At 64.3% G+C, this 17,574-nt stretch carries 16 protein-coding genes and 1 tRNA gene; 9 read left to right on the top strand and 8 right to left on the bottom strand.

The genetic code is table 11. The annotated features are described in order from the left end of the window. Positions 1-427: 427 nt before the first annotated feature. Positions 428-1,474, top strand: a complete 1,047-nt coding sequence (locus tag BJF92_RS18375; RefSeq protein WP_075636210.1) for a threonine aldolase family protein — start codon at positions 428-430, stop codon at positions 1,472-1,474. 257 nt (positions 1,475-1,731) lie between these two features. Here the strand turns inward: BJF92_RS18375 and BJF92_RS18370 are convergent, their stop codons facing one another. Further along, positions 1,732-2,208 carry an Hsp20 family protein gene (locus BJF92_RS18370; protein ID WP_075636209.1) on the bottom strand — a complete coding sequence of 159 codons (477 nt, stop codon included), beginning with the start codon at positions 2,206-2,208 and terminating at the stop codon, positions 1,732-1,734. Positions 2,209-2,864: 656 nt separating this feature from the next. On the opposite strand from BJF92_RS18370, the gene BJF92_RS18365 reads away from it, so the two are divergent. Beyond that, complete coding sequence (locus BJF92_RS18365) at positions 2,865-3,854, top strand: alpha/beta fold hydrolase (protein ID WP_075636208.1); 990 nt, start codon at positions 2,865-2,867, stop codon at positions 3,852-3,854. 49 nt (positions 3,855-3,903) lie between these two features. Here BJF92_RS18365 and hisN read toward each other — a convergent pair whose 3' ends face one another. After that, positions 3,904-4,686, bottom strand: coding sequence for a histidinol-phosphatase (hisN, locus tag BJF92_RS18360; protein WP_075636207.1), 783 nt, complete (start codon positions 4,684-4,686; stop codon positions 3,904-3,906). A 605-nt stretch (positions 4,687-5,291) separates the two neighbouring features. Beyond that, on the bottom strand, positions 5,292-6,191 hold the full coding sequence (locus BJF92_RS18355) for an N-formylglutamate amidohydrolase (RefSeq protein WP_143524093.1): 900 nt from the start codon (positions 6,189-6,191) through the stop codon (positions 5,292-5,294). 189 nt (positions 6,192-6,380) lie between these two features. Here BJF92_RS18355 and cpdR1 point away from each other — a divergent pair, with 189 nt between their 5' ends. The 5 genes from cpdR1 (at position 6,381) to BJF92_RS18330 (ending at position 8,643) form a co-directional block, all read left to right on the top strand. Next, positions 6,381-6,743, top strand: coding sequence for a response regulator CpdR1 (gene cpdR1, locus BJF92_RS18350; RefSeq protein ID WP_075636205.1), 363 nt, complete (start codon positions 6,381-6,383; stop codon positions 6,741-6,743). Positions 6,744-6,825: 82 nt separating this feature from the next. Further along, positions 6,826-6,900, top strand: a tRNA-Val gene (locus BJF92_RS18345). A gap of 391 nt (positions 6,901-7,291) precedes the next feature. Next, positions 7,292-7,630, top strand: coding sequence for a hypothetical protein (locus tag BJF92_RS18340; protein WP_075636204.1), 339 nt, complete (start codon positions 7,292-7,294; stop codon positions 7,628-7,630). Between the two features lie 281 nt (positions 7,631-7,911). Further along, positions 7,912-8,199: a hypothetical protein gene (locus BJF92_RS18335; RefSeq protein ID WP_075636203.1), complete on the top strand. Its 288-nt coding sequence runs from the start codon at positions 7,912-7,914 to the stop codon at positions 8,197-8,199. Between the two features lie 213 nt (positions 8,200-8,412). Beyond that, positions 8,413-8,643, top strand: a complete 231-nt coding sequence (locus BJF92_RS18330; RefSeq protein WP_075636202.1) for a hypothetical protein — start codon at positions 8,413-8,415, stop codon at positions 8,641-8,643. 193 nt (positions 8,644-8,836) lie between these two features. Here the strand turns inward: BJF92_RS18330 and BJF92_RS18325 are convergent, their stop codons facing one another. Beyond that, positions 8,837-9,625, bottom strand: coding sequence for a hypothetical protein (locus BJF92_RS18325; protein WP_075636201.1), 789 nt, complete (start codon positions 9,623-9,625; stop codon positions 8,837-8,839). A 201-nt stretch (positions 9,626-9,826) separates the two neighbouring features. Between BJF92_RS18325 and BJF92_RS18320 the strand changes: the two genes are divergently transcribed. Then, positions 9,827-10,438 (top strand): TetR/AcrR family transcriptional regulator, encoded by a 612-nt coding sequence (locus BJF92_RS18320; protein WP_075636200.1) that lies wholly within the window; start codon positions 9,827-9,829, stop codon positions 10,436-10,438. 434 nt (positions 10,439-10,872) lie between these two features. Here the strand turns inward: BJF92_RS18320 and BJF92_RS18315 are convergent, their stop codons facing one another. Both BJF92_RS18315 and BJF92_RS18310 read right to left on the bottom strand, forming a co-directional pair. After that, entirely contained in the window at positions 10,873-11,073 is a 201-nt protein-coding gene (locus BJF92_RS18315; RefSeq protein WP_075636199.1) for a hypothetical protein, read from the bottom strand. A 55-nt stretch (positions 11,074-11,128) separates the two neighbouring features. Then, positions 11,129-11,911, bottom strand: a complete 783-nt coding sequence (locus BJF92_RS18310) for an endonuclease/exonuclease/phosphatase family protein (protein WP_075636198.1) — start codon at positions 11,909-11,911, stop codon at positions 11,129-11,131. A gap of 146 nt (positions 11,912-12,057) precedes the next feature. Between BJF92_RS18310 and BJF92_RS18305 the strand changes: the two genes are divergently transcribed. Next, positions 12,058-13,023: a lysylphosphatidylglycerol synthase domain-containing protein gene (locus BJF92_RS18305; RefSeq protein WP_075636197.1), complete on the top strand. Its 966-nt coding sequence runs from the start codon at positions 12,058-12,060 to the stop codon at positions 13,021-13,023. A gap of 108 nt (positions 13,024-13,131) precedes the next feature. Here BJF92_RS18305 and BJF92_RS18300 read toward each other — a convergent pair whose 3' ends face one another. Both BJF92_RS18300 and treY read right to left on the bottom strand, forming a co-directional pair. Beyond that, positions 13,132-14,649 carry a phospholipase D-like domain-containing protein gene (locus tag BJF92_RS18300; protein WP_158032249.1) on the bottom strand — a complete coding sequence of 506 codons (1,518 nt, stop codon included), beginning with the start codon at positions 14,647-14,649 and terminating at the stop codon, positions 13,132-13,134. A gap of 264 nt (positions 14,650-14,913) precedes the next feature. After that, the gene (gene treY, locus BJF92_RS18295) at positions 14,914-17,574 is read right to left on the bottom strand and encodes a malto-oligosyltrehalose synthase (RefSeq protein WP_075636196.1); all 2,661 of its coding nucleotides are present in this window, start codon (positions 17,572-17,574) and stop codon (positions 14,914-14,916) included.

Genomic DNA, 17,574 nt, shown 5'->3' with positions numbered 1-17,574 from the left:
ACATCGCCTGTCCGGGGCCGCTGCACATTATCGGATTGCGGGCATGAAGCGCGCGTCGGCTGGCCAAGGCGCCGCTCCTTGTCTGCGCGAGACAGCGTCCGCACGAAATAGGACAGCAAGACTGTCCTATTTCCGCTGTTCTATGACAGAAACACCCTGCGCCTGCAAGAGGCAAGCCTGGAAAAACGCATAGCTCCTGTCGTTTCCTTGCGCAGCACCGCATAGCTACGTAATTTTCTTGCGCAAACCAGCCGTCCGGCGATCTTTGCTGTCGAAAGCCGGCGGCCTCGGCCATGCCGGGCTCGACTACCTTGGCTTAGCGGACGCTTGTTTCTATTGTCGTGACCGACCCCTGGCGCGGCGACGCACCGCACGCCGCACCGCCGAAACAGACCATTTCTTTCCCGTTCGCATTCAGGACCGTTCCATGATCTTTTCCTCCGACAATTGGGCCGGCGCCCATCCCCGGATTGCCGAAAGCCTGCTCAAGGCCGCCGGCGGCTTTGCCGCCGCCTATGGCACGAGCGATCTGGACAGGAAGGTGGAGGGTCTGTTCAGCGAACTCTTCGAGCGCGAGGTCGCCGTCTTCTTCGTGGGCACAGGCACGGCCGCCAATTCGCTGGCCTTTGCCAGCGTGTCCAAGCCGGGTGGCCATGTGTTCTGCCACCGCGAGGCCCATGTGAATGCCGATGAATGCAATGCGCCGGAGTTTTTCTCGCTCGGCGCGCGCATGGCGGCGGTCGATGGCGCGTTCGGTAAGATGGACGCCGGCAAGCTTGCCGCCGAGATCGGTCGCTTCACCCCCGGCGTCGTCCATAGCGGGCAGCCGATGGCGATCACCCTGACCCAGGCCACCGAGGCCGGCACGGTCTATACGCTCACGGAGATCGAGGCCGTCTCCACCATTGCCAGGCGGCACCGGCTGCCGCTGCACATGGACGGCGCGCGCTTCGCCAATGCGCTGGTGGCGCTCGACACCACACCGGCCGAGATGACCTGGAAGCGCGGCGTCGATATCCTGTCCTTCGGCGCCACGAAGAATGGCTGCTGGTGTGCCGAGGCGCTGGTGTTCTTCGATCCCGCCATGGCGGAAGGCTTCCCCTACCTGCGCAAGCGCTCGGCCCAGCTCTTTTCCAAGACGCGCTTCGTTTCCGCCCAGCTCGAGGCCTATTTCGAAGGCGGGCTCTGGCTTGACATGGCCCGCCACGCAAACGCCATGGCCGCGCGGCTGGCCAAGGGCCTGAAGGGCTCCAACAGCGCCCGGCTCGGCTGGGCGGCGGACGCCAACGAGCTCTTCGTCATCATCGAGCGCAGCCGCGCCAAGGCCTTGATGGATCAGGGCGCCGTCTTCTACGACTGGCACCCGCCGCGCGACATGGCGCATGAGATCGGGCCTGATGAGGGCATGTATCGCCTGGTCACAAGCTTTGCCACCCAGCCGGACGACGTGGATCGATTCCTGTCAGCTTTGTAACTGGTCAGCTTTGTAACGGGCCACGTTCGCATCAAACAAAAACGGCGACCGAAACCGGACGCCGTCGATTCTGCCAAGACTCTATAAGGTGGCCCTGTTCTTGCTGGCACTGCCTTACGGTCTGTTCAAGAATTGCCGCTGGCCTGACGAAAATGGTGATTTCGAGAACCGGAGCGCAGCGTACTTAAAGTACGTGAGCACCGGAAGCACAGAAATTGCCATTTGCAGTCGGCCAGCGGCGCTTATTGGATAGACTGTTAGACGGCAGCGCCCTGGATGGTGGATGCTTCGATCTGCTTGGGTGCCGAGTTCGCGGCGGTGATTTCGATCCGGCGCGGCTTGGCGGCTTCCGGGATCTCGCGCAAGAGATCGATGTGAAGCAGGCCGTTCTTCAGCGAAGCAGACTGGATTTCCACATATTCGGCCAGCTGGAAGCGGCGCTCGAAGGCGCGCTTGGCAATGCCGCGATACAGGAACTGGTTTTCCGGGGTCTTGTCCTCGCCCTTTTCACCCTTCACCGTCAGCGTGTGCTCACGCGCTTCGATCGACAGTTCGGTTTCGTCGAAACCGGCAACCGCCATGGTGATGCGGTAGGTGTTCTCGCCGGTGCGTTCGATGTTGTAGGGCGGATAGCTCTGCGACTGGTCGGGCTGGCCGAGGCTGTCCAGCATGGTGAACAGGCGGTCGAAACCGACGGTCGAACGATAGAGCGGCGAAAAATCAACGTGACGCATGGTGTCCTCCTTGGAGCAACGAATTGCGGTCTCTGGGAGCCCCTCCGTCCCGGCTGCCGGCAACGGATGGACTGGTCTTGCAGGCCCGTCTTCGGCGCCTGCAACGAGGAGATGGGAGCTGTTTTTCGCCGCTTCAAGCCTGGCAAAACGAAAAAATCGATGGCATCGCGCGGGTCTCGCACAGACGCTGAAGATGAATGCAGGATGAACGGCCGGTTCCGCTGTCGTTCAGGCTCGCCCCCTTACAAAGGCATCATCGCATGAGCGGGAACCGTGGGTCGCCATGGTGACGTCCCCCTTTGGCACCGGACGGTTCCTTTAACGCTGATGCGCCTCTTCTAGGGCCGGAATGCAGATCAACCCCGTGGCATTCCGGCCCCTTTTCTTGCGGCGAAACAGAGCCGTCTTTCCCCCGCTTCCTCTCTGTCAGGTCAAAATTCTGGACGCTTTCCCGTCAAGGATTAAGATGACTTGAAGGCGCTTGCCGCCATGATCGGCACTGCTTTTCCCATACCGCCAGCCTTTGACCGGGCATGGCGGCCTTACCGACAGGAACTCTTGATGACTTGGCTTCGCAAACCGGCCCGGCCCGCATCGGGCCGAAAAGTGGGAACCGGCCTTTCGGGCCAATGCGCCGGCAGGATTGCGGTCAGCGCATGAGCCAGGATGCCGAACTCTACCCCACGCCCGACAATCCCCTGCCGGGCAAAGCCACGGTCGGCCATTTCCAGGGTGCGGACGGCCGGCGCCTGCGCTACGCCGTCTTTCGCGGCGAGGTGGGGCCGGTGCGGGGCACGGTGGTGCTGCTGCACGGGCGCAATGAAGCGATCGAGAAATATTTCGAGCTGATCGGTGGCTTTCTGCAACGCGGCCTCTGGGTGGCCACCTTCGACTGGCGCGGCCAGGGCGCTTCCGACCGGCTGATCGAGCGCCTGCCGCGGCGCGGCCATGTGCGCCGCTTTGCCGATTACGAGCGCGATCTCGAGGCCTTTCTCGAGCAGGTCGTTCTGCCCGACACCCGGCTTCCCTTCTTCCTTCTCGGCCATTCCATGGGCGGGCTCGTGGCGCTGTCGCAGGCGCCGAAGCTTTCCGGCCGGATCGACCGCATGGTCCTGTCAGCCCCTTTCGTGGCGCTCGGCGGCCAGGCCTTGAACGAGGGCCGGGTCGTGGCGCTGGCGGGCACCGCCAGCCTGCTGGGCTTCGGCACGTTTCCGCTGACGCGCGACCGGGGGCCGCGGCCCTTTTCCGCCAATCCGCTGACATCGGATCCCCTGCGCTTCGCCCGGGGCGAAGGACTGGCCGAGGCACATCCGCATCTGGCGCTTGGCCCCCCCAGCGCCCGCTGGCTCTATGAGACACTCAGCGCCATGCGCCGCGTGCGGCGGCAGGAGCATCTGACCGCGATCACCATCCCGACGCTGATCCTCGCGCCGACGCGCGACCCGCTGGTTCCCTACGCCGCCTTGGAAGCGCTGGCCGCGCAATTTCGCGCATGCACGCTGATCCCGATCGTCGGGGCACGCCACGAGGTGCTGCAGGAGGCCGACCGTTATCGCGACCAAGCACTCGCGGCCATCGAGGCTTTTTTTCCCGGCTCGGTCGACAGCGGCCTGCCGCAACAGATCGAGGAGGCGACCGCCGTCTGACGACGGCCGCGCTGCCCGGGTGCTGGCGCGGGATGCGACGAATAAAGGCTCAGGGTGCGGCGCTTGCCAGCAGCGCCAGCGCCTGCGCATGCAGGGCGGGATCGCCCGCCGCCAGAATGTCGCCGCCCTGTTCGGGCCGTCCACCCTTCCAGTCGGTCACGACGCCGCCCGCCTGCTCGATCAGCGGGATCAGCGCGGCGATGTCATAGGGCTTCAGCCCGCCCTCGCAGACGAGATCCACATGGCCGGCGGCCAGAAGCGCGAAGGCATAGCAGTCGCAGCCGTAACGGGCGAGCCGCACCTGCGCCTCCAGCGCCTTGTAGGAGGCGGCGGCGACGGGTGCGTAAAGGAAGGGCGAAGTGGTGAACATCGTCGCTTCGCCGAGCGTGACGCAGGCGCGCGTGGTCAGCCGCTTCTCGCCCTCCGGTCCGCGATAATAGGTGCCCTCGCCGATCGTCAGATAGCGCTCGCCGGTAAACGGCTGGTCCATCAGCCCCATGATGGCGCGGCCATGGTGATAAAGGCCGACCAGCGTGCCCCAGACCGGCAGGCCGGAGATGAAGGCGCGGGTGCCGTCGATGGGGTCGATCACCCAGACATAATCCTGGTCGAGCCCTTCGCCGCCATGCTCCTCGCCCAGAATGCCATGATCTGGAAACTCCGCCTGGATCAGCGCCCGGATCGCCGCTTCGGCCGCCTGATCGGCCTCCGTCACCGGATCGAAGCCGACCTTGTACTTGTTGTCGATGGCCACCCCGGTGCGGAAACGCGGGAGGGTCTCGGCCTTGGCGGCATCCGCCAGGCGGTTGAGAAAGGCAAGATCGGGGATCATTCGCAAAACCTCTGAGGCGCGCAGGATGGATGACGGCACCGACCGGCGATCAGACGAAGAATGCCGGCGGCAAAGGCGTGGATCGCACCGACGCCGCATGTGCAAAATGCGCGACCGGAGACCGATCCTTTAAGGGAACATCGGGCTTGTTCATGTCAGACTTTTGCAGGTCGGGGAAGCGTTCCCCTGCGGCCGATGCGTTGATCAGCGGTAAGACGATGCCGGGCCGATCCCTTCGCCCAGGCTTCCGTCATCAACACAGCCGCATCTGGGGATGCCGGCCGCTTGCCGTCCTGGCTCCGGGCAGCGTCACCCCTCTGCCAAAAGCTCCATCAGCTTGCTTTCAATTTGAGCACTTCTGTCGAAAGCTCGTTTTTCATGCAGAAATCGGTCAAATGCGGCAAAACCGTGTTGACACTTGTGCAATGCAATATTACTGTCACAGTACAGTCACTCGTGGCTGTAAATACCCTCCTTGGGTGTTTCCTCCCTAGACTTAACCGCGCGCAAGCGCGGTTTTTTTTGTCCTCGACCTGGTGGCGGAAAGATCGTACATCCCGCGGGCCGGCCGATGTCGACCCGTTAAAAATATGCCTGCAAGGACGCTATTCGGCCGCCAGCGGCAGGCTTTCGGCATATTTCATCATGTGAAATGTGAAGCTCTCCAGAAAGAGCGAGATCATTTTCAGGATGAAGGGAAATTCCGGCCGCTTCTCCAGCGTGGCCTCGTCGATATAGAGCGCACGGTTGACCTCGATCTGCAGCGCATGCAGCCCCCGGCTCGGCCGGCCATAATGCTCGGTGATGAAGCCGCCGGCATAGGGCTTGTTGCGGGCGACGGAAAAACCGAGATCCTCGAGGATCTCCACGGCCGCGCGGCTGAGTTCGCCGGCCGCGCTGGTGCCATAGCGGTCGCCAATAATGAAATCCGGTCGGCTCGCCCCGCCTGCGACGCGGATATTGCCGGGCATGGAATGGCAGTCCACCAGCACGGCGAAGCCGTAGCGCACATGGGTGCGCGCGATCAGCTTGCGCAGGCAGGCGTGATAGGGCTTGTAGATCTCCTCGATCCGCGCCAGCGCCACATCGACCGGCAGGCGGCTGCGGTAGATCTCCATGTTTTCCGCCACCAGCCGCGGCACGGTGCCGAGCCCGCCGGCCACGCGCATGGAGCCGATATTGGCATAGGACGGCAGGGAGCCGTCGAACATGCGCGGGTCGAGCTCGTAAGGCTCGCGGTTGACGTCGAGAAAGGCGCGGGGGAAATGGGCCTTCAGCATGGGCGCACCCAGCCTCAGACCGGCCGAGAACAGTTCTTCGACGAAGGGATCCTCGGAGCGGCGGATCGACAGCGCATCGAGCCGCGACTGCGCCAGGAAGTCTGCCGTATAGACGCGCCCGCTATGCGGCGAATTGAGAACGAGAGGAAGGCGCTGCTGGTCCGGCTCCAGGACCTCGAACATCGTCTCCCCGGAGGCTGCGGACATCACATTCCTTTTTACCATGTCGCCATGTCGAGAGTCTGCCATGTTGCCAGTGGAAGGCATCTGTGTCCATAGTCAGTACGGGGCCCCGTGGGTGTCGTGTGATCGCGCGCCGTCACGGGATATTTAACCATTTTCCGACGTCATAGCCGGGAGGCGCGTCGCGCCCCCGAGATCATGAAGACCTAGGACAGCAACGGCTGGAAATCCATGACGACCAAGATTCTCCTCGCAGAAGACGATAACGATATGCGCCGCTTCCTCGTGAAGGCGCTCGAAAAGGCAGGCTACAAGGTTCTGTCCTTCGACAATGGCGCCAGCGCCTATGACCGGCTTCGCGAAGAACCCTTCTCGCTCCTGCTGACCGACATCGTCATGCCGGAAATGGACGGCATCGAACTGGCCCGCCGGGCGACCGAACTCGACCCGGACCTGAAGGTTATGTTCATCACCGGCTTCGCCGCCGTCGCCCTCAATCCGGACTCCAAGGCGCCCAAGGATGCCAAGGTCCTCTCCAAGCCGTTCCACCTGCGCGACCTCGTCGATGAGGTCAACAAGATGCTGGCGGCATAAGGCTGTCAAAAAAATCACAAAAAACCTTCACATCGGCTCTTGACGGCGCGAAGGGTTTTGTGGTCTATGCCGCTCATCGGATGGGCGTGTAGCTCAGCGGGAGAGCACTACGTTGACATCGTAGGGGTCACAGGTTCAATCCCTGTCACGCCCACCATCCTAATTGCCTGATTGAGAAGGTCTTTCGAGAAATCGAGAGACCTTTTCGCGTTTCAGCCTCCGGCATGGCGCGGGCTTGATCGCGCGGGCATCCCCGAGGGCTCAGGCGCAGGATCTTGGTCGCAGCATCGAGCGGCCTCGGGCCAGGATTAGATGCCCGAACCGCGCGCTGGCAACAGGACAGCAATCGCTCGATCGGTTTCGACAGAAATTCACAGCCGGCCCTGGCGCCGTCAGACCGCCTGTGTGGGACGGCCTGCCCGCCAAGATGAAATCTCTGTCATGTTGCTCTCCCGGGGGAACGAATTGCGTGCGATCTCATTCATCCGCCGTTACTGAAATGCGCCGTTCCTGAAATTCGGCGTCTGCGAAATGTGAAAGGACACAGGATGAAGTCGCTGCTGATCGCCGCCTTCGCTTTTTCCCTGGCCGGCTCGGCCCTGGCGCAGGACCCGCCGCCGCCGCCGGGCGGCCCCGCGCCGGTCGCCGGAGAGGCTGCGCCGCCCCCGCCCCCGCCGCCGGGCGAAGCAGGCCGTCCGCCCAAGGGTCCGGGCCGTCCCTGGATGGAAGAGGGCCGCCCCATGCCGCCGCGTCCACCCAAGGGCGCCCATTTCGAGATCAAGAAAGGCGACACCAAGGTTGAGGTGAAATGCGCCGATGACGAACCGATGAAGGCCTGCACCGACACGCTGATGCAGATCCTCGACCGGGTCGATCTGAAGGATTGATCGCCTTTCGACAGGCCGACGGAACAGTTTGGCCTCCACGCCTCTGAGAGCATCGAACTGCATCTGATTTTCAGTCCGATGCCTTCTGAAAGGGCGGCGCGATCCTCATCATCGCGTCGCCTTTTTTCGTAACATATCGTCTGCGCCAACGCAGATGGACCGGGCCGGCGGCGGGATTATGCGGGCATCACGCCAAATCCCGCCAGGCCGCCGCTTTTCCGGCAGGCGCGCAGCGCCTACATTGAGAGAGCCCGCATGTTTCACCGGGCGGGAGGCACATCATGTTCAAGACGATCGCGCTCTGCGTGACGCTTGCCGCGACGCCGATCGCGGCACAGGCGCAGTACAAGAATTACGAGGTGACGCCAACGGGCCGCTGCGGCGCGCAGGGAACCTATGGCAACCAGAATTTCCAGCTCGATTGCAGCGGCACGTCGCGCTCGCTGCAACTGGGCGGCGCCAAGGTCGATTCTCAACGCCTGCCGCCCGCAGCCAGGCGCAACAACAATGCCGGCAAGACGCACTCCCGCTGTTATGTCGATGGCAACGGCACGAGCTACTGCAAGTAGAGTGACGGCTTGGCTTGCATAAAGGAGCCGGATTTTTGGCGTGACTGCGACATGCGCAGCTTTGCCGCCGCCCGGCTCAAGGAACCCGCCGGCGTTGTCCCACGTTGACGGACAGACCGCATGGCTTGAGCGTCGCAGCCAAAGCCGCGCTGGCGGCAGAGGCTCCAGCCGCGCTGGCGGCTGTGCGAACCATCATCCTCTCGGGAGAGCCTCATGACGTCCCTGCCCCAAGATCTCGAAGAGGCGCTGGGCCTTTTCATGGCCCAGCAAGGCCTCTCGCGCGACGAGGCGTTGAGCGCCCTCCTGCGCGCGGGGCTCGCGTCACACAGACAGGCGGAGCCGGTCGCCTCGCCGCCCCCGGCAGACGACCAGGCCGACCCCAGCCAGCCAGATCCGGAACGCGTGCAATATCCCGGTTACTTCAAGGGCGAGGGTCGTCTCTGACGCTTTGTTGGATTAGAGCATCGGACCGAAAAGTGGGAACCGGTTTTCGGAAAAATCCGATGCAAAAACAAAAAATTAGAGCATCGGATTGCGTGCGATTTTCAGTCTGATGCTCTAGAACCATGGGGTCGAGGCCGACAATCGCCTCGGGCGGTCGGATCGAAAATCGGTTGCGACTTTTCCGTCTGACTCTCTAGAAGATCCGCGGGATCGGCAAGCCGGCATTGGCCCTTGCGAAGGTCCAGAGCGTCAGGGCCGTGCCGGCTGCCAGCACGACCAAGGTGACGGCAAGAGCCGGGCCGCGCGGCAGCAGACTGCCGGCGGCAAGGCCCGCGAGCGGGCCCGCCTGCATCAAATGCGTTGCGAAGAAATGCGGCACGCGCCGGTCGCCGACGCTGAGCGACCAATCGGTCAGCGGCATGCGCGCGGCCCCGGGAAGCTCCGTGCCGACATGATGGCTCAGCGCGCCTCCCATGCGAAAGGCGACGATCAGGGTAAGCACCGTGCCGAGGATCAGTCCCAGTCCCGTGCCCAGACGCGTGGCCTGGTCGAAAGCCGCCGCCCGGTCGAGAAGAACGACGAGCCCGACAATGCCGGCCGCCACCGTCAGGACGACCGCACCGGCCGCCATCATCGCATAGAGCGTAGCATAGAGAGGCGTACCGACATTGAAATGCGATGGCTGCTGGCGCGCGGCCTGGAGCATGATGTAGCCGACCTCAAATGCCGTGCACGCGACGGCCGCAACGGCAACCCACCACAGAAAAGCGCCATCGCGCCAGGCCTGCCCAAGACAAGATGTCACTGCGGCCAGCGTCGCGAAATGCAAGGCGAGCGAGAGCTGGAACTTGATCGGCTTGGCCCAGACGCTTGCCCCGTCGATCTGCCGGCCGTCGAACCAGCACAGAACCGATGTCGCGACGAAGAGGCCAAGCAACACCGCCACCGTCCACCACCACAAGTCCACCGCGTGCCTGTCCATCCGCGCCTCCTGACTGGCTCTATAGACAGCCTCTACCCGATAAAGTAGACACTGTCTACATGCCGATCGGAAGGGGATGCGCTCGTGTCCAGGAGGAATGGGTAGGGCGCGGACTTGGCCGATCGCATGCGCGTGGCAGGGCACACGGACTGCATCGCTGGACGAGGGATCAGGCCATACAATCAGCATAGGGGATGAAGGATGAGGGAGGTCAAGGATCGGCCGGCTAATTTGCGCGAGGCCTGTGTCGAGGAAGCCCGTGCGATCGTTGCTGAAGACGGCCTGGAGAAATTGAGCCTGCGCGAGGTGGCGCGGCGGCTGGGCGTGTCGCATGGAGCACCCTACCGCCACTTCCCAAGCCGCGATCATCTGCTGGCGGAAATTGTTGCCCGCGCTTTTGCCGCCTTTGCCGAAGCGCTGGACACAAGGTCGCAGAAGAGCGAGCCACCGCAGGACTTTGGAGCGATGGGGCGAGCCTACCTCACCTACGCACTGGAACAGCCGCTGAACTACCGGCTGATGTTCGGCACGCCGCTGCCGGCGCCGGCAGATCACCCTGAGATGATGCGCCAGGCACGCCATGCCTTCGCCTTGCTGCGGGAAAACCTGAAGGCTGCTCATGCTGCCGGGCATCGACCGGTGGATGCGGAAGAGCTGGACCGGCATGCGCTGTTTATCTGGGCGACGATGCATGGGACCGCGAGCCTTCTGGCCAGCGATGCGATCCGCCAGATCGACCTGTCGGACAGCGTGCTCGCCGGCGCGCCTGAGCACAGCCTGACAATGATCGGACGCGCGCTCGCTCTTTGCTGATTTTCCGCTGTCAGGCCGGGCTATGCGCATTCGGGCGGAAAATCATGACCCGTCCGATTGTCCTACGAAATCCGGTTGATCGATGCGCGATATCCGGAGCTTTCTGAAAGACGGCAAACTCCTCGTTTCGTCATGTTCGGGCTTGACCCCGATATCTGCAAGGTCTTGATATCTCTACGACTTATTGACCAGGGCAGATCCCCGGAACAAGCCCGAGGATGACGTCGCGCGTGATGGTCACCTATGCCAGGGATCTCAAAGTCGGACGTGATCTCCCGGATCTTTTATAAGGCCGATGCTCGCAAGGGTTCTCACCACCTACAAAAGGAGGCGGCACAGACCAAACCCGATCGGGTCGATCTGTGCCGCCTTATCTTTTCATCTTTTCAGCGACATGGCTCACTCTGTGAGCGCTCGCCGGCGGGTCAACCCGCTCACGCCATGGCGGCGGGATCGCCGATCGGCAGAAGGGCCGGATCCTTCAGGGAAGGATCGTTCGGGTTCTTGCTGTCACCGGGATTGAGAACCGGTGGGTCCTGCGGTCGATCCTGAGCGCGGTCAGGAATGCCCGGCGTGGCAATCGGCCCGCGCGGCGTTTCGGCGTCGGGTGTCGGGATGGGGTCGCGGTTCGGCATCGGAAACTCCTTTGCTGTTTTGGCCGGTGCTCGAGCGACGAACACCGTTGCAGATTTAACGAGCGGATGCCTGCGATGTTCCGTTCGCTTGGTCCCTCTGTCGATCGGCCGCTTCGGCAAAATCCAGCGTTGCCAGCAGCGGAAGATGGTCGGAGGCGAGGCGCGTCTGGGCATTGGCGATCGGCGCGCAAGCGGTCACGGTCAGTCCCGAATTGGGAAAGACATGGTCGAGCCGCATCAGCGGGAAGCGTGACGGAAAGGTGGGCGCCAGCCGCCCTGTGCGCGGATCGGCCGCCGCCGGCAGGGCACGGTTGAGACGCCGGAAGGCCGGCGAGCGGGTAACGGCATTGAAATCGCCGGTCAGGATCGCCGGACCGGCCTGGCAATCGGCATGCCCCATCCAGTCCGGCCCCAGCAGCGCCTGCGCCTGCAGGCTGCGCTCGCGCCCGCGCAGGCCGAGATGGGTGTTGATCACCTGCACCGGCCGTCCCGCCACAGCGATTTCCACCCAGATCGCCCCGCGCGGCTCACCAATCGAGGGCAGCGAGCCCGCGCGGCGCAGGCGCGAGGGAAGCGCCGTCAGGATCGCATCGCCATATTGCTCCTCCTCCACATGCATGGCCGGATGGAAATGCGCGGTCATTTTCAGATGATCGGCGATGCGCTGCGCCTGATCGACCCCCTTGGTGCGCAGCCGGCCGACATCCAGCTCCTGCAGCGCAATGATGTCGGGTCGCGCGGCTGCGATCACCTCCGCCACCCGTTCCGGGTCATGGCGGCGGTCGGTGCCGATGCAGCTATGGACATTGTAGGTGATCAGGCGGAAGGCAGTCGTCATGCTGGAAGGCTTTCTGGACATGGCACGGAACCCGATGAGGGGCATTTTCGTTCCGTGACATCGTTTTGCCGGAGAAGGGTCCGGCAGCGCGATACCACCTCGAGGACACGCGCCCTGCCCCCGCCGGGCCCAGCTGGACTGAACCCATGACGTTTCGTCTTCTCCTGCGCGCGGTCATGATCGTCGCGATCATCGCCGCGGTCTACCTGCTCGTCCGCACGCTTCGGGAATATTCGCTCGACGAGATCCTGCAGGCGCTGCGCAGCATTCCGCTCAGCCACTTCGCCGCCAGTCTGGCTTTCGCCTTCGCCTCCTATTTCTGCCTGTCCTGTTTCGATGCCATGGGCGTGCGCTACGCCGGCAAGCGGCTGGCCTTTCACCGCACGCTGCTGACGTCGTTTGTGTCGCTGTCGATCGGTCACAATGTCGGCGTCGCGGCCTTGAGCAGTGGCGCAGTGCGCTATCGCTATTACGCGCGCTGGGGACTGACGGCAGAGGACGTTGCCAAGATCGTGCTGTTCTGCGGCGTCACCGTCGGCATCGGCCTGATGACGCTGGGATCTCTCGGCCTGTTCCTGCGGCCGCAGGAAGCCGTGCAGATGACAGGGCTGTCCAGCTCCGCCGTCTTCACGCTGGCCATCGTCTCGGCGCTTTTGCCGGTGGTCTATGTCATCCTGGCCGCCACGCTGCGCAAGCCGCTGCAGCTGCGCAGCTGGAGCTTCACCATGCCCAGCCTGCGGCTGGCGCTCGGCCAGGTCCTGTTCGGCACGCTCAACTTCGCCTGCGTCGCCGCCAGCCTGCACCAGATGCTCTCGGCCTTTTCCGAGGCGAATTACCTGAAGGTCGCCGCCGTCTCGATCATCGCCAATGTCGCGGCGATCATCAGCCACGTGCCGGGCGGCATCGGCGTGCTGGAGGCCACGGTTGCGCACATTCTGCCGGGCGCGCAATCGGTCGCCGCCGTCATCGCCTTCCGCGTCGCCTATTACTTCATCCCGCTTGCCATCGGCCTGCCGCTGCTGATCGGCAGCGAGATGCTGATCCGCAAGAGCGACAAGGCCCGTCCGCGCCATGAAGACGAGGCGCCGGAAGGGCACGCGCACCCGGCCTGATCCCTGTCTCCTTTGCCTGCGTGGCTCGCCCGCCGGCCTGCGTCAGCCACAAAAATCCCGCCGTCCGGAAGGATAGGCGGGATTTTTCGTGGGACTTGTCGAGGACTGTCAGAACACCGCAGTTCTGAGCTTGCGGGCGAGCTGGCTCATGCCGGTCAGCACCGCCTTGACCGGGCGGAACGGCCTGTGGGGATCGACGATCGCCGTGCCGGGAATGGGATCGACCGCGCCCTTGGCCACGTCGACATCGAAATGGCGCAGGCCCCGCAGATTGTGATTGACCGCTTCGACACCGTCGAGCAGCGAGCCGGTTTCCGCGATCGACCGGGAGACAGCCTCCGGCGTCACGTCGAGATGCTCGGCCAGCAGTCGGTCGCGCAGCGCCGTGATCGCCTGGCGATGCGTCTCACTGACGGCCTCTACGGCGATATCAGCCTCGGTATCCAGCCCTTCGGACCGGTTGTTGAGGTTGGACGAGCCGATGCGCAGGAAGACATCGTCGACCACCACCAGCTTGGAATGGACCAGCACCTCCTGCTCGCCGCCGCCCGCCTTCGGCACCACCGAATACATCACGCGGAAACGGTCATAGGGGTCGCGGCGCTTGAGCTGGCGGATCAGCCGGTCGCGGTTGTTGCCCATCATGATTTTTTCGATGAAGCCATGCGAGATGCGGCTGACGACGATGAGGATTTCCGGACCTTCCGGATTTTCCAGATGTCGGGCGATGATGTCGGCAATGCCGAAGGAGGCGAGATATTGCGCCTCGATATAGACATGCTTGCGCGCCGCCTTCAGCGCGTCCTTGAGGAGGGATATCGATTCCTGATGGCCGTCATGGTCGGGTCCGTCCGGCTCGGTGCGGGCAATCGCGACGCGGCAGTCGGTGAGGTCGGGCTTGATGCTGTCGGGCCAGATATCGGCCGCTTCCACGGCGTCCGGCGCGGCAAGGCCGGGCGCCTCGATCGGGCCGACCGCGCCGCGCCAGCGCAGGCGGATCAGATCACCGACGCCGATGGCGGCCGGGCCGGAGAGCATGGCCTGCATGTCATGCACAGGTTCATAAGCTTCGCCCTTGGGCGTGACGCGCAAGGGATTGTCCGGCAGGTGCCGATCGTCGTCCCAGCGCCGCGCGGTCAGGTCGATGCCGCCGAGAAAGGCGATGCGGTCGTCGATCGACACCATCTTCTGGTGATGCGAGCCGCGGATCGGGTGGCGGCCGTCAAAGCGCAGCTCGATGCGCGGATGCTGCGGCCAGCCGCTGCGGCGAAACAGTTTCAGCGATTTGCCGGAATAGATCGGCCCCATGGCCCAGACGAGAATGCGCACCTGCAGCAGCGGGTTCGCGTCCACCAGGCTTTCGAGGATGGTGCCCAGCGTCGGACTGTCCGGCAGATCCGGCCGCAGGCAGATGTCGGGATCGAAATCCCAGCCGACGATCAGGATCTCGCGCTCGGCGCGCCGCAGGCTCTCGTCCAGCACCTGATAATAGCGGGCGGCATCGATCAGAAAGGCGAGACGCTCGGCCTTCACCGAGCGCCAGGCATTTTCGCCGACGCGGATGATGCCGCCACGCCGGCCGAAAGCGGACGTTGCACGGGAAAGAACGGAACCGCGTTGTGACAAGATGTTTCCCCTCGGACGGCCCCGCCGCACCGGAAAGGATGGCGGACCGGGGCGCTGCGCGTGATGCATGAGCGCGGCGGATGGCGCCCGCGCTGGGACGATCCGCCGCTTTTACCCCTCACCGAGCCCTGCCCGCTCTGCCCCATGGCGAACGCAGGAAAAAGGTCAACGGGGCGGTGCCCCGTTAACGTCTTCGCCTGTCAATTGTTCCGCCGGCATATCAGCCCTGTGACGCTCACGGCGTGAGGCGCAATGGCCTCATTCTCAGCCCGTCGTCATCAGCAGGAAAGGCGCGGCCGCCGAGGCGGACAAGGCCAGCGCATCGCCCGCCGTCATGCTTCCGCCGTGCTCGCCCAGCCGGTCCTGCCACACGCGGCCTGCCAGATCCTGCGGCAGATGCACCGTGATCTCGCCGGCGGCGATATCGAGCCCCTGCGCGCCAGAGGCTTCCAAGAGCTCGTGAATGCGCACCGGCGCCACCACCACGGCGGCTTGCGTCCCCGACACACGGGCAAAGGCGACGAAGCGATGGGCGTGATCGCCCGACAGCGTCAGCGGCCGATAGTCGCCCTCCAGGAACAGCGCCGGCTGCGCCTGCCGGGCGGCAAGGCCGAGCCGCACCAGCGACTGCTTTGCCGCGCCGCTTTCGAGCGCGTCGAAATCGAGCCGCATCCTGGCCGGGCCTTCCGCCAGGCGCGCTAGCCGTGCGAAGTCGGGCATGCGGCGATTGTCGGGATCGACGAGGCTCAGATCCTCCGTCTCCGACCCCTGATAGATGTCCGGAACGCCAGGTGCGGCGATCTTGACGAGCGTCTGCGCCAGCCCGTTATAGAGCCCGGTCAGCGCATAGGGCCCGAGCGTGGCGGCGAAGTCGCGCAGGAATTCCGGTGAGGACAAGAGCCCGCGCACGAAATCCTGCACGGCGGCTTCATAGGCTTCGTTGGGTTCGGCCCAGAAGCTGCGCAGCTTGGCCTCGCGGATCATCTTTTCGACATAGGCGGCAAACCGGGTGCCGAAGGCCTCGATGCCCTTGGCGTCATCCGTCTTCAGGCCCACCGGCCAGGCACCCGCCAGCGCCTGGTAGAGGCCCCACTCCACCGCCGGCTCGGGTGCCGCACCCTCCTTGAGCGCCTGAACCGCGCCGGCATTCTGGCCATGCCAGCGCTGGACCGCTTCGATCCACCGCTCCGGCGCCTGGGAGAGGGCATAGAGCCGCGCGCGGCTGTCTTCGCCGCGCTTGGTGTCATGGGTGGAGGTGGTGGACAGCGCCTCCGGCTGCTCGACCACCCGCCGGATCATCGCATCGTGAAAGGCATCGACGGTGAGGTGCGGCTCGACCGGATTGCCGCCCACCTCGTTCAGCGCCAGAAAGCGGTTGTGGCGGTAAAAAGCCGTGTCCTCCATGGCCTTGGCCATGACGGGACCGGAAAGCTGCTGGAAACGGGTTCGGAAGTCCGTTGCAGCCGCGCTTGGGCTCCGACCTTTCAGGATTGCTTCGATCGCACCGAGCGCCTCCCGCTCCTGCGTGGAGAGATCGATGGCGGCGGCAGCGAGCGCGTCATCCAGAACCGTCTCGTCCGCCGGGCTCAGCGCGCCGGTCGTGCCATAGGTGCGGTAGACGGTGAAGCCGGCGACCAGCGCGCGCAGCGCGGCGGCAAAGGTCTCGTTACTCTCCACGCCCGCCCCGGCAGCCTCTCGGCCGATGCGGGTCAGCGTGCTCACCTCGCCCTCGAAATTTTCCTGCAGCATCAGCATCTTTGCATCGTGCAGAAGAGTCTCGTAGGGATCGCCGGGGGCAAAGCGGTCATAGGCGCGGGCAAGCGTGTCGAGCCCGTCCTTCACCGTGAAGAGACGCGCGAGCGCGGCGATGAATTCATAGCCGGTGGTGCCCTCGACCGGCCAGTCTTCCGGCACGCGCTCCTCTTCCTCGATGATCTTCTCCACCACGATCGGCACGTCAGGACCGACGGCCGCGCGCAGCCGCTCGAGATAGGCCTTGGGATCGGCGAGCCCATCGACATGGTCGATGCGCAGGCCCTGCACCACGCCCTTTTCCACGAGGTCGAGGATCAGGGCATGGGAGGTGGTAAACACAGCCTCGTCCTCGACGCGCAGGCCGGCCAGGCCCGCGATCTCGAAGAAGCGGCGATAGCTGAGACCGCTTGCGGCCTTCTTCCAGTCCATCAGCCGGTAGGGCTGTGCCTCGGCGATTTCGGTGATCTGTGCGGGTGCGAGCGCGGCCAGGGCCTCTTCAAGAGCCGAGGTACCGGCCGCATCCTCGCTGAAGGCCTGGCGGACGGCGGCATGGAAGTCATCCTCTCCGCCAGGATCGGCCTTCGCCGCCAGAGCTTCCAGATGCCGGGCGAGCGGCAGATCGACCGTCTTGAGCGCCTGGGCATAGGTGGAAGGCGCAAGCGGAAAGACCTGCTCATAATAGGAAAGGCCGATCACGCCGGCTTGCGCATCGAGGCCCAGCTTGATCTCGCCCTTTTCGACGGCCTCCTCGAAGCTGCCGCCAAGCACGGTCAGCGTCAAAGGGCGCGACCAGTCGACGTCGAACGTGCGGGCATGCGGGCTGTCCGCGCCCCATTCGACGATGCTGCGCCACCACGGATTTTCCAGCGAGGAGGCCATGTGGTTGGGGACGATATCGACGATCAGCCCCAGCCCCTCCGCCTTGAGCGCAGCGGAAAGCCGGTCGAAGCCCTCCTGCCCGCCGAGATCGGGATCGAAGCGGTTGGAATCGGTCACGTCATAGCCATGGGTCGAGCCGCTGGTCGCGGCGAAGATCGGCGAGGCATAGAGATGGCTGACACCGAGCCGCTTGATATAGGGCGCCAGCTCGGCCGCCTTGTCGAAGGTCATGCCCTCGCGAAACTGCAGCCGATAGGTGGAAAGCGGACGGGAAGAAAGGGGGCGGGTCAT

Source organism: Xaviernesmea rhizosphaerae, assembly GCF_001938945.1.
Classification (GTDB): domain Bacteria; phylum Pseudomonadota; class Alphaproteobacteria; order Rhizobiales; family Rhizobiaceae; genus Xaviernesmea; species Xaviernesmea rhizosphaerae.
This window is presented reverse-complemented; position numbering and strand designations above follow the sequence as displayed.

What these genes read in the sequence shown, in the direction of transcription:
- BJF92_RS18375 (WP_075636210.1), top strand. Translation starts at nt 428, where the DNA reads ATGATCTTTTCCTCCGACAATTGGGCCGGCGCCCATCCCCGGATTGCC.
- BJF92_RS18370 (WP_075636209.1), bottom strand. Translation starts at nt 2,208, where the DNA reads ATGCGTCACGTTGATTTTTCGCCGCTCTATCGTTCGACCGTCGGTTTC.
- BJF92_RS18365 (WP_075636208.1), top strand. Translation starts at nt 2,865, where the DNA reads ATGAGCCAGGATGCCGAACTCTACCCCACGCCCGACAATCCCCTGCCG.
- hisN (WP_075636207.1), bottom strand. Translation starts at nt 4,686, where the DNA reads ATGATCCCCGATCTTGCCTTTCTCAACCGCCTGGCGGATGCCGCCAAG.
- BJF92_RS18355 (WP_143524093.1), bottom strand. Translation starts at nt 6,191, where the DNA reads ATGGTAAAAAGGAATGTGATGTCCGCAGCCTCCGGGGAGACGATGTTC.
- cpdR1 (WP_075636205.1), top strand. Translation starts at nt 6,381, where the DNA reads ATGACGACCAAGATTCTCCTCGCAGAAGACGATAACGATATGCGCCGC.
- BJF92_RS18340 (WP_075636204.1), top strand. Translation starts at nt 7,292, where the DNA reads ATGAAGTCGCTGCTGATCGCCGCCTTCGCTTTTTCCCTGGCCGGCTCG.
- BJF92_RS18335 (WP_075636203.1), top strand. Translation starts at nt 7,912, where the DNA reads ATGTTCAAGACGATCGCGCTCTGCGTGACGCTTGCCGCGACGCCGATC.
- BJF92_RS18330 (WP_075636202.1), top strand. Translation starts at nt 8,413, where the DNA reads ATGACGTCCCTGCCCCAAGATCTCGAAGAGGCGCTGGGCCTTTTCATG.
- BJF92_RS18325 (WP_075636201.1), bottom strand. Translation starts at nt 9,625, where the DNA reads ATGGACAGGCACGCGGTGGACTTGTGGTGGTGGACGGTGGCGGTGTTG.
- BJF92_RS18320 (WP_075636200.1), top strand. Translation starts at nt 9,827, where the DNA reads ATGAGGGAGGTCAAGGATCGGCCGGCTAATTTGCGCGAGGCCTGTGTC.
- BJF92_RS18315 (WP_075636199.1), bottom strand. Translation starts at nt 11,073, where the DNA reads ATGCCGAACCGCGACCCCATCCCGACACCCGACGCCGAAACGCCGCGC.
- BJF92_RS18310 (WP_075636198.1), bottom strand. Translation starts at nt 11,911, where the DNA reads ATGACGACTGCCTTCCGCCTGATCACCTACAATGTCCATAGCTGCATC.
- BJF92_RS18305 (WP_075636197.1), top strand. Translation starts at nt 12,058, where the DNA reads ATGACGTTTCGTCTTCTCCTGCGCGCGGTCATGATCGTCGCGATCATC.
- treY (WP_075636196.1), bottom strand. Translation starts at nt 17,574, where the DNA reads ATGACCCGCCCCCTTTCTTCCCGTCCGCTTTCCACCTATCGGCTGCAG.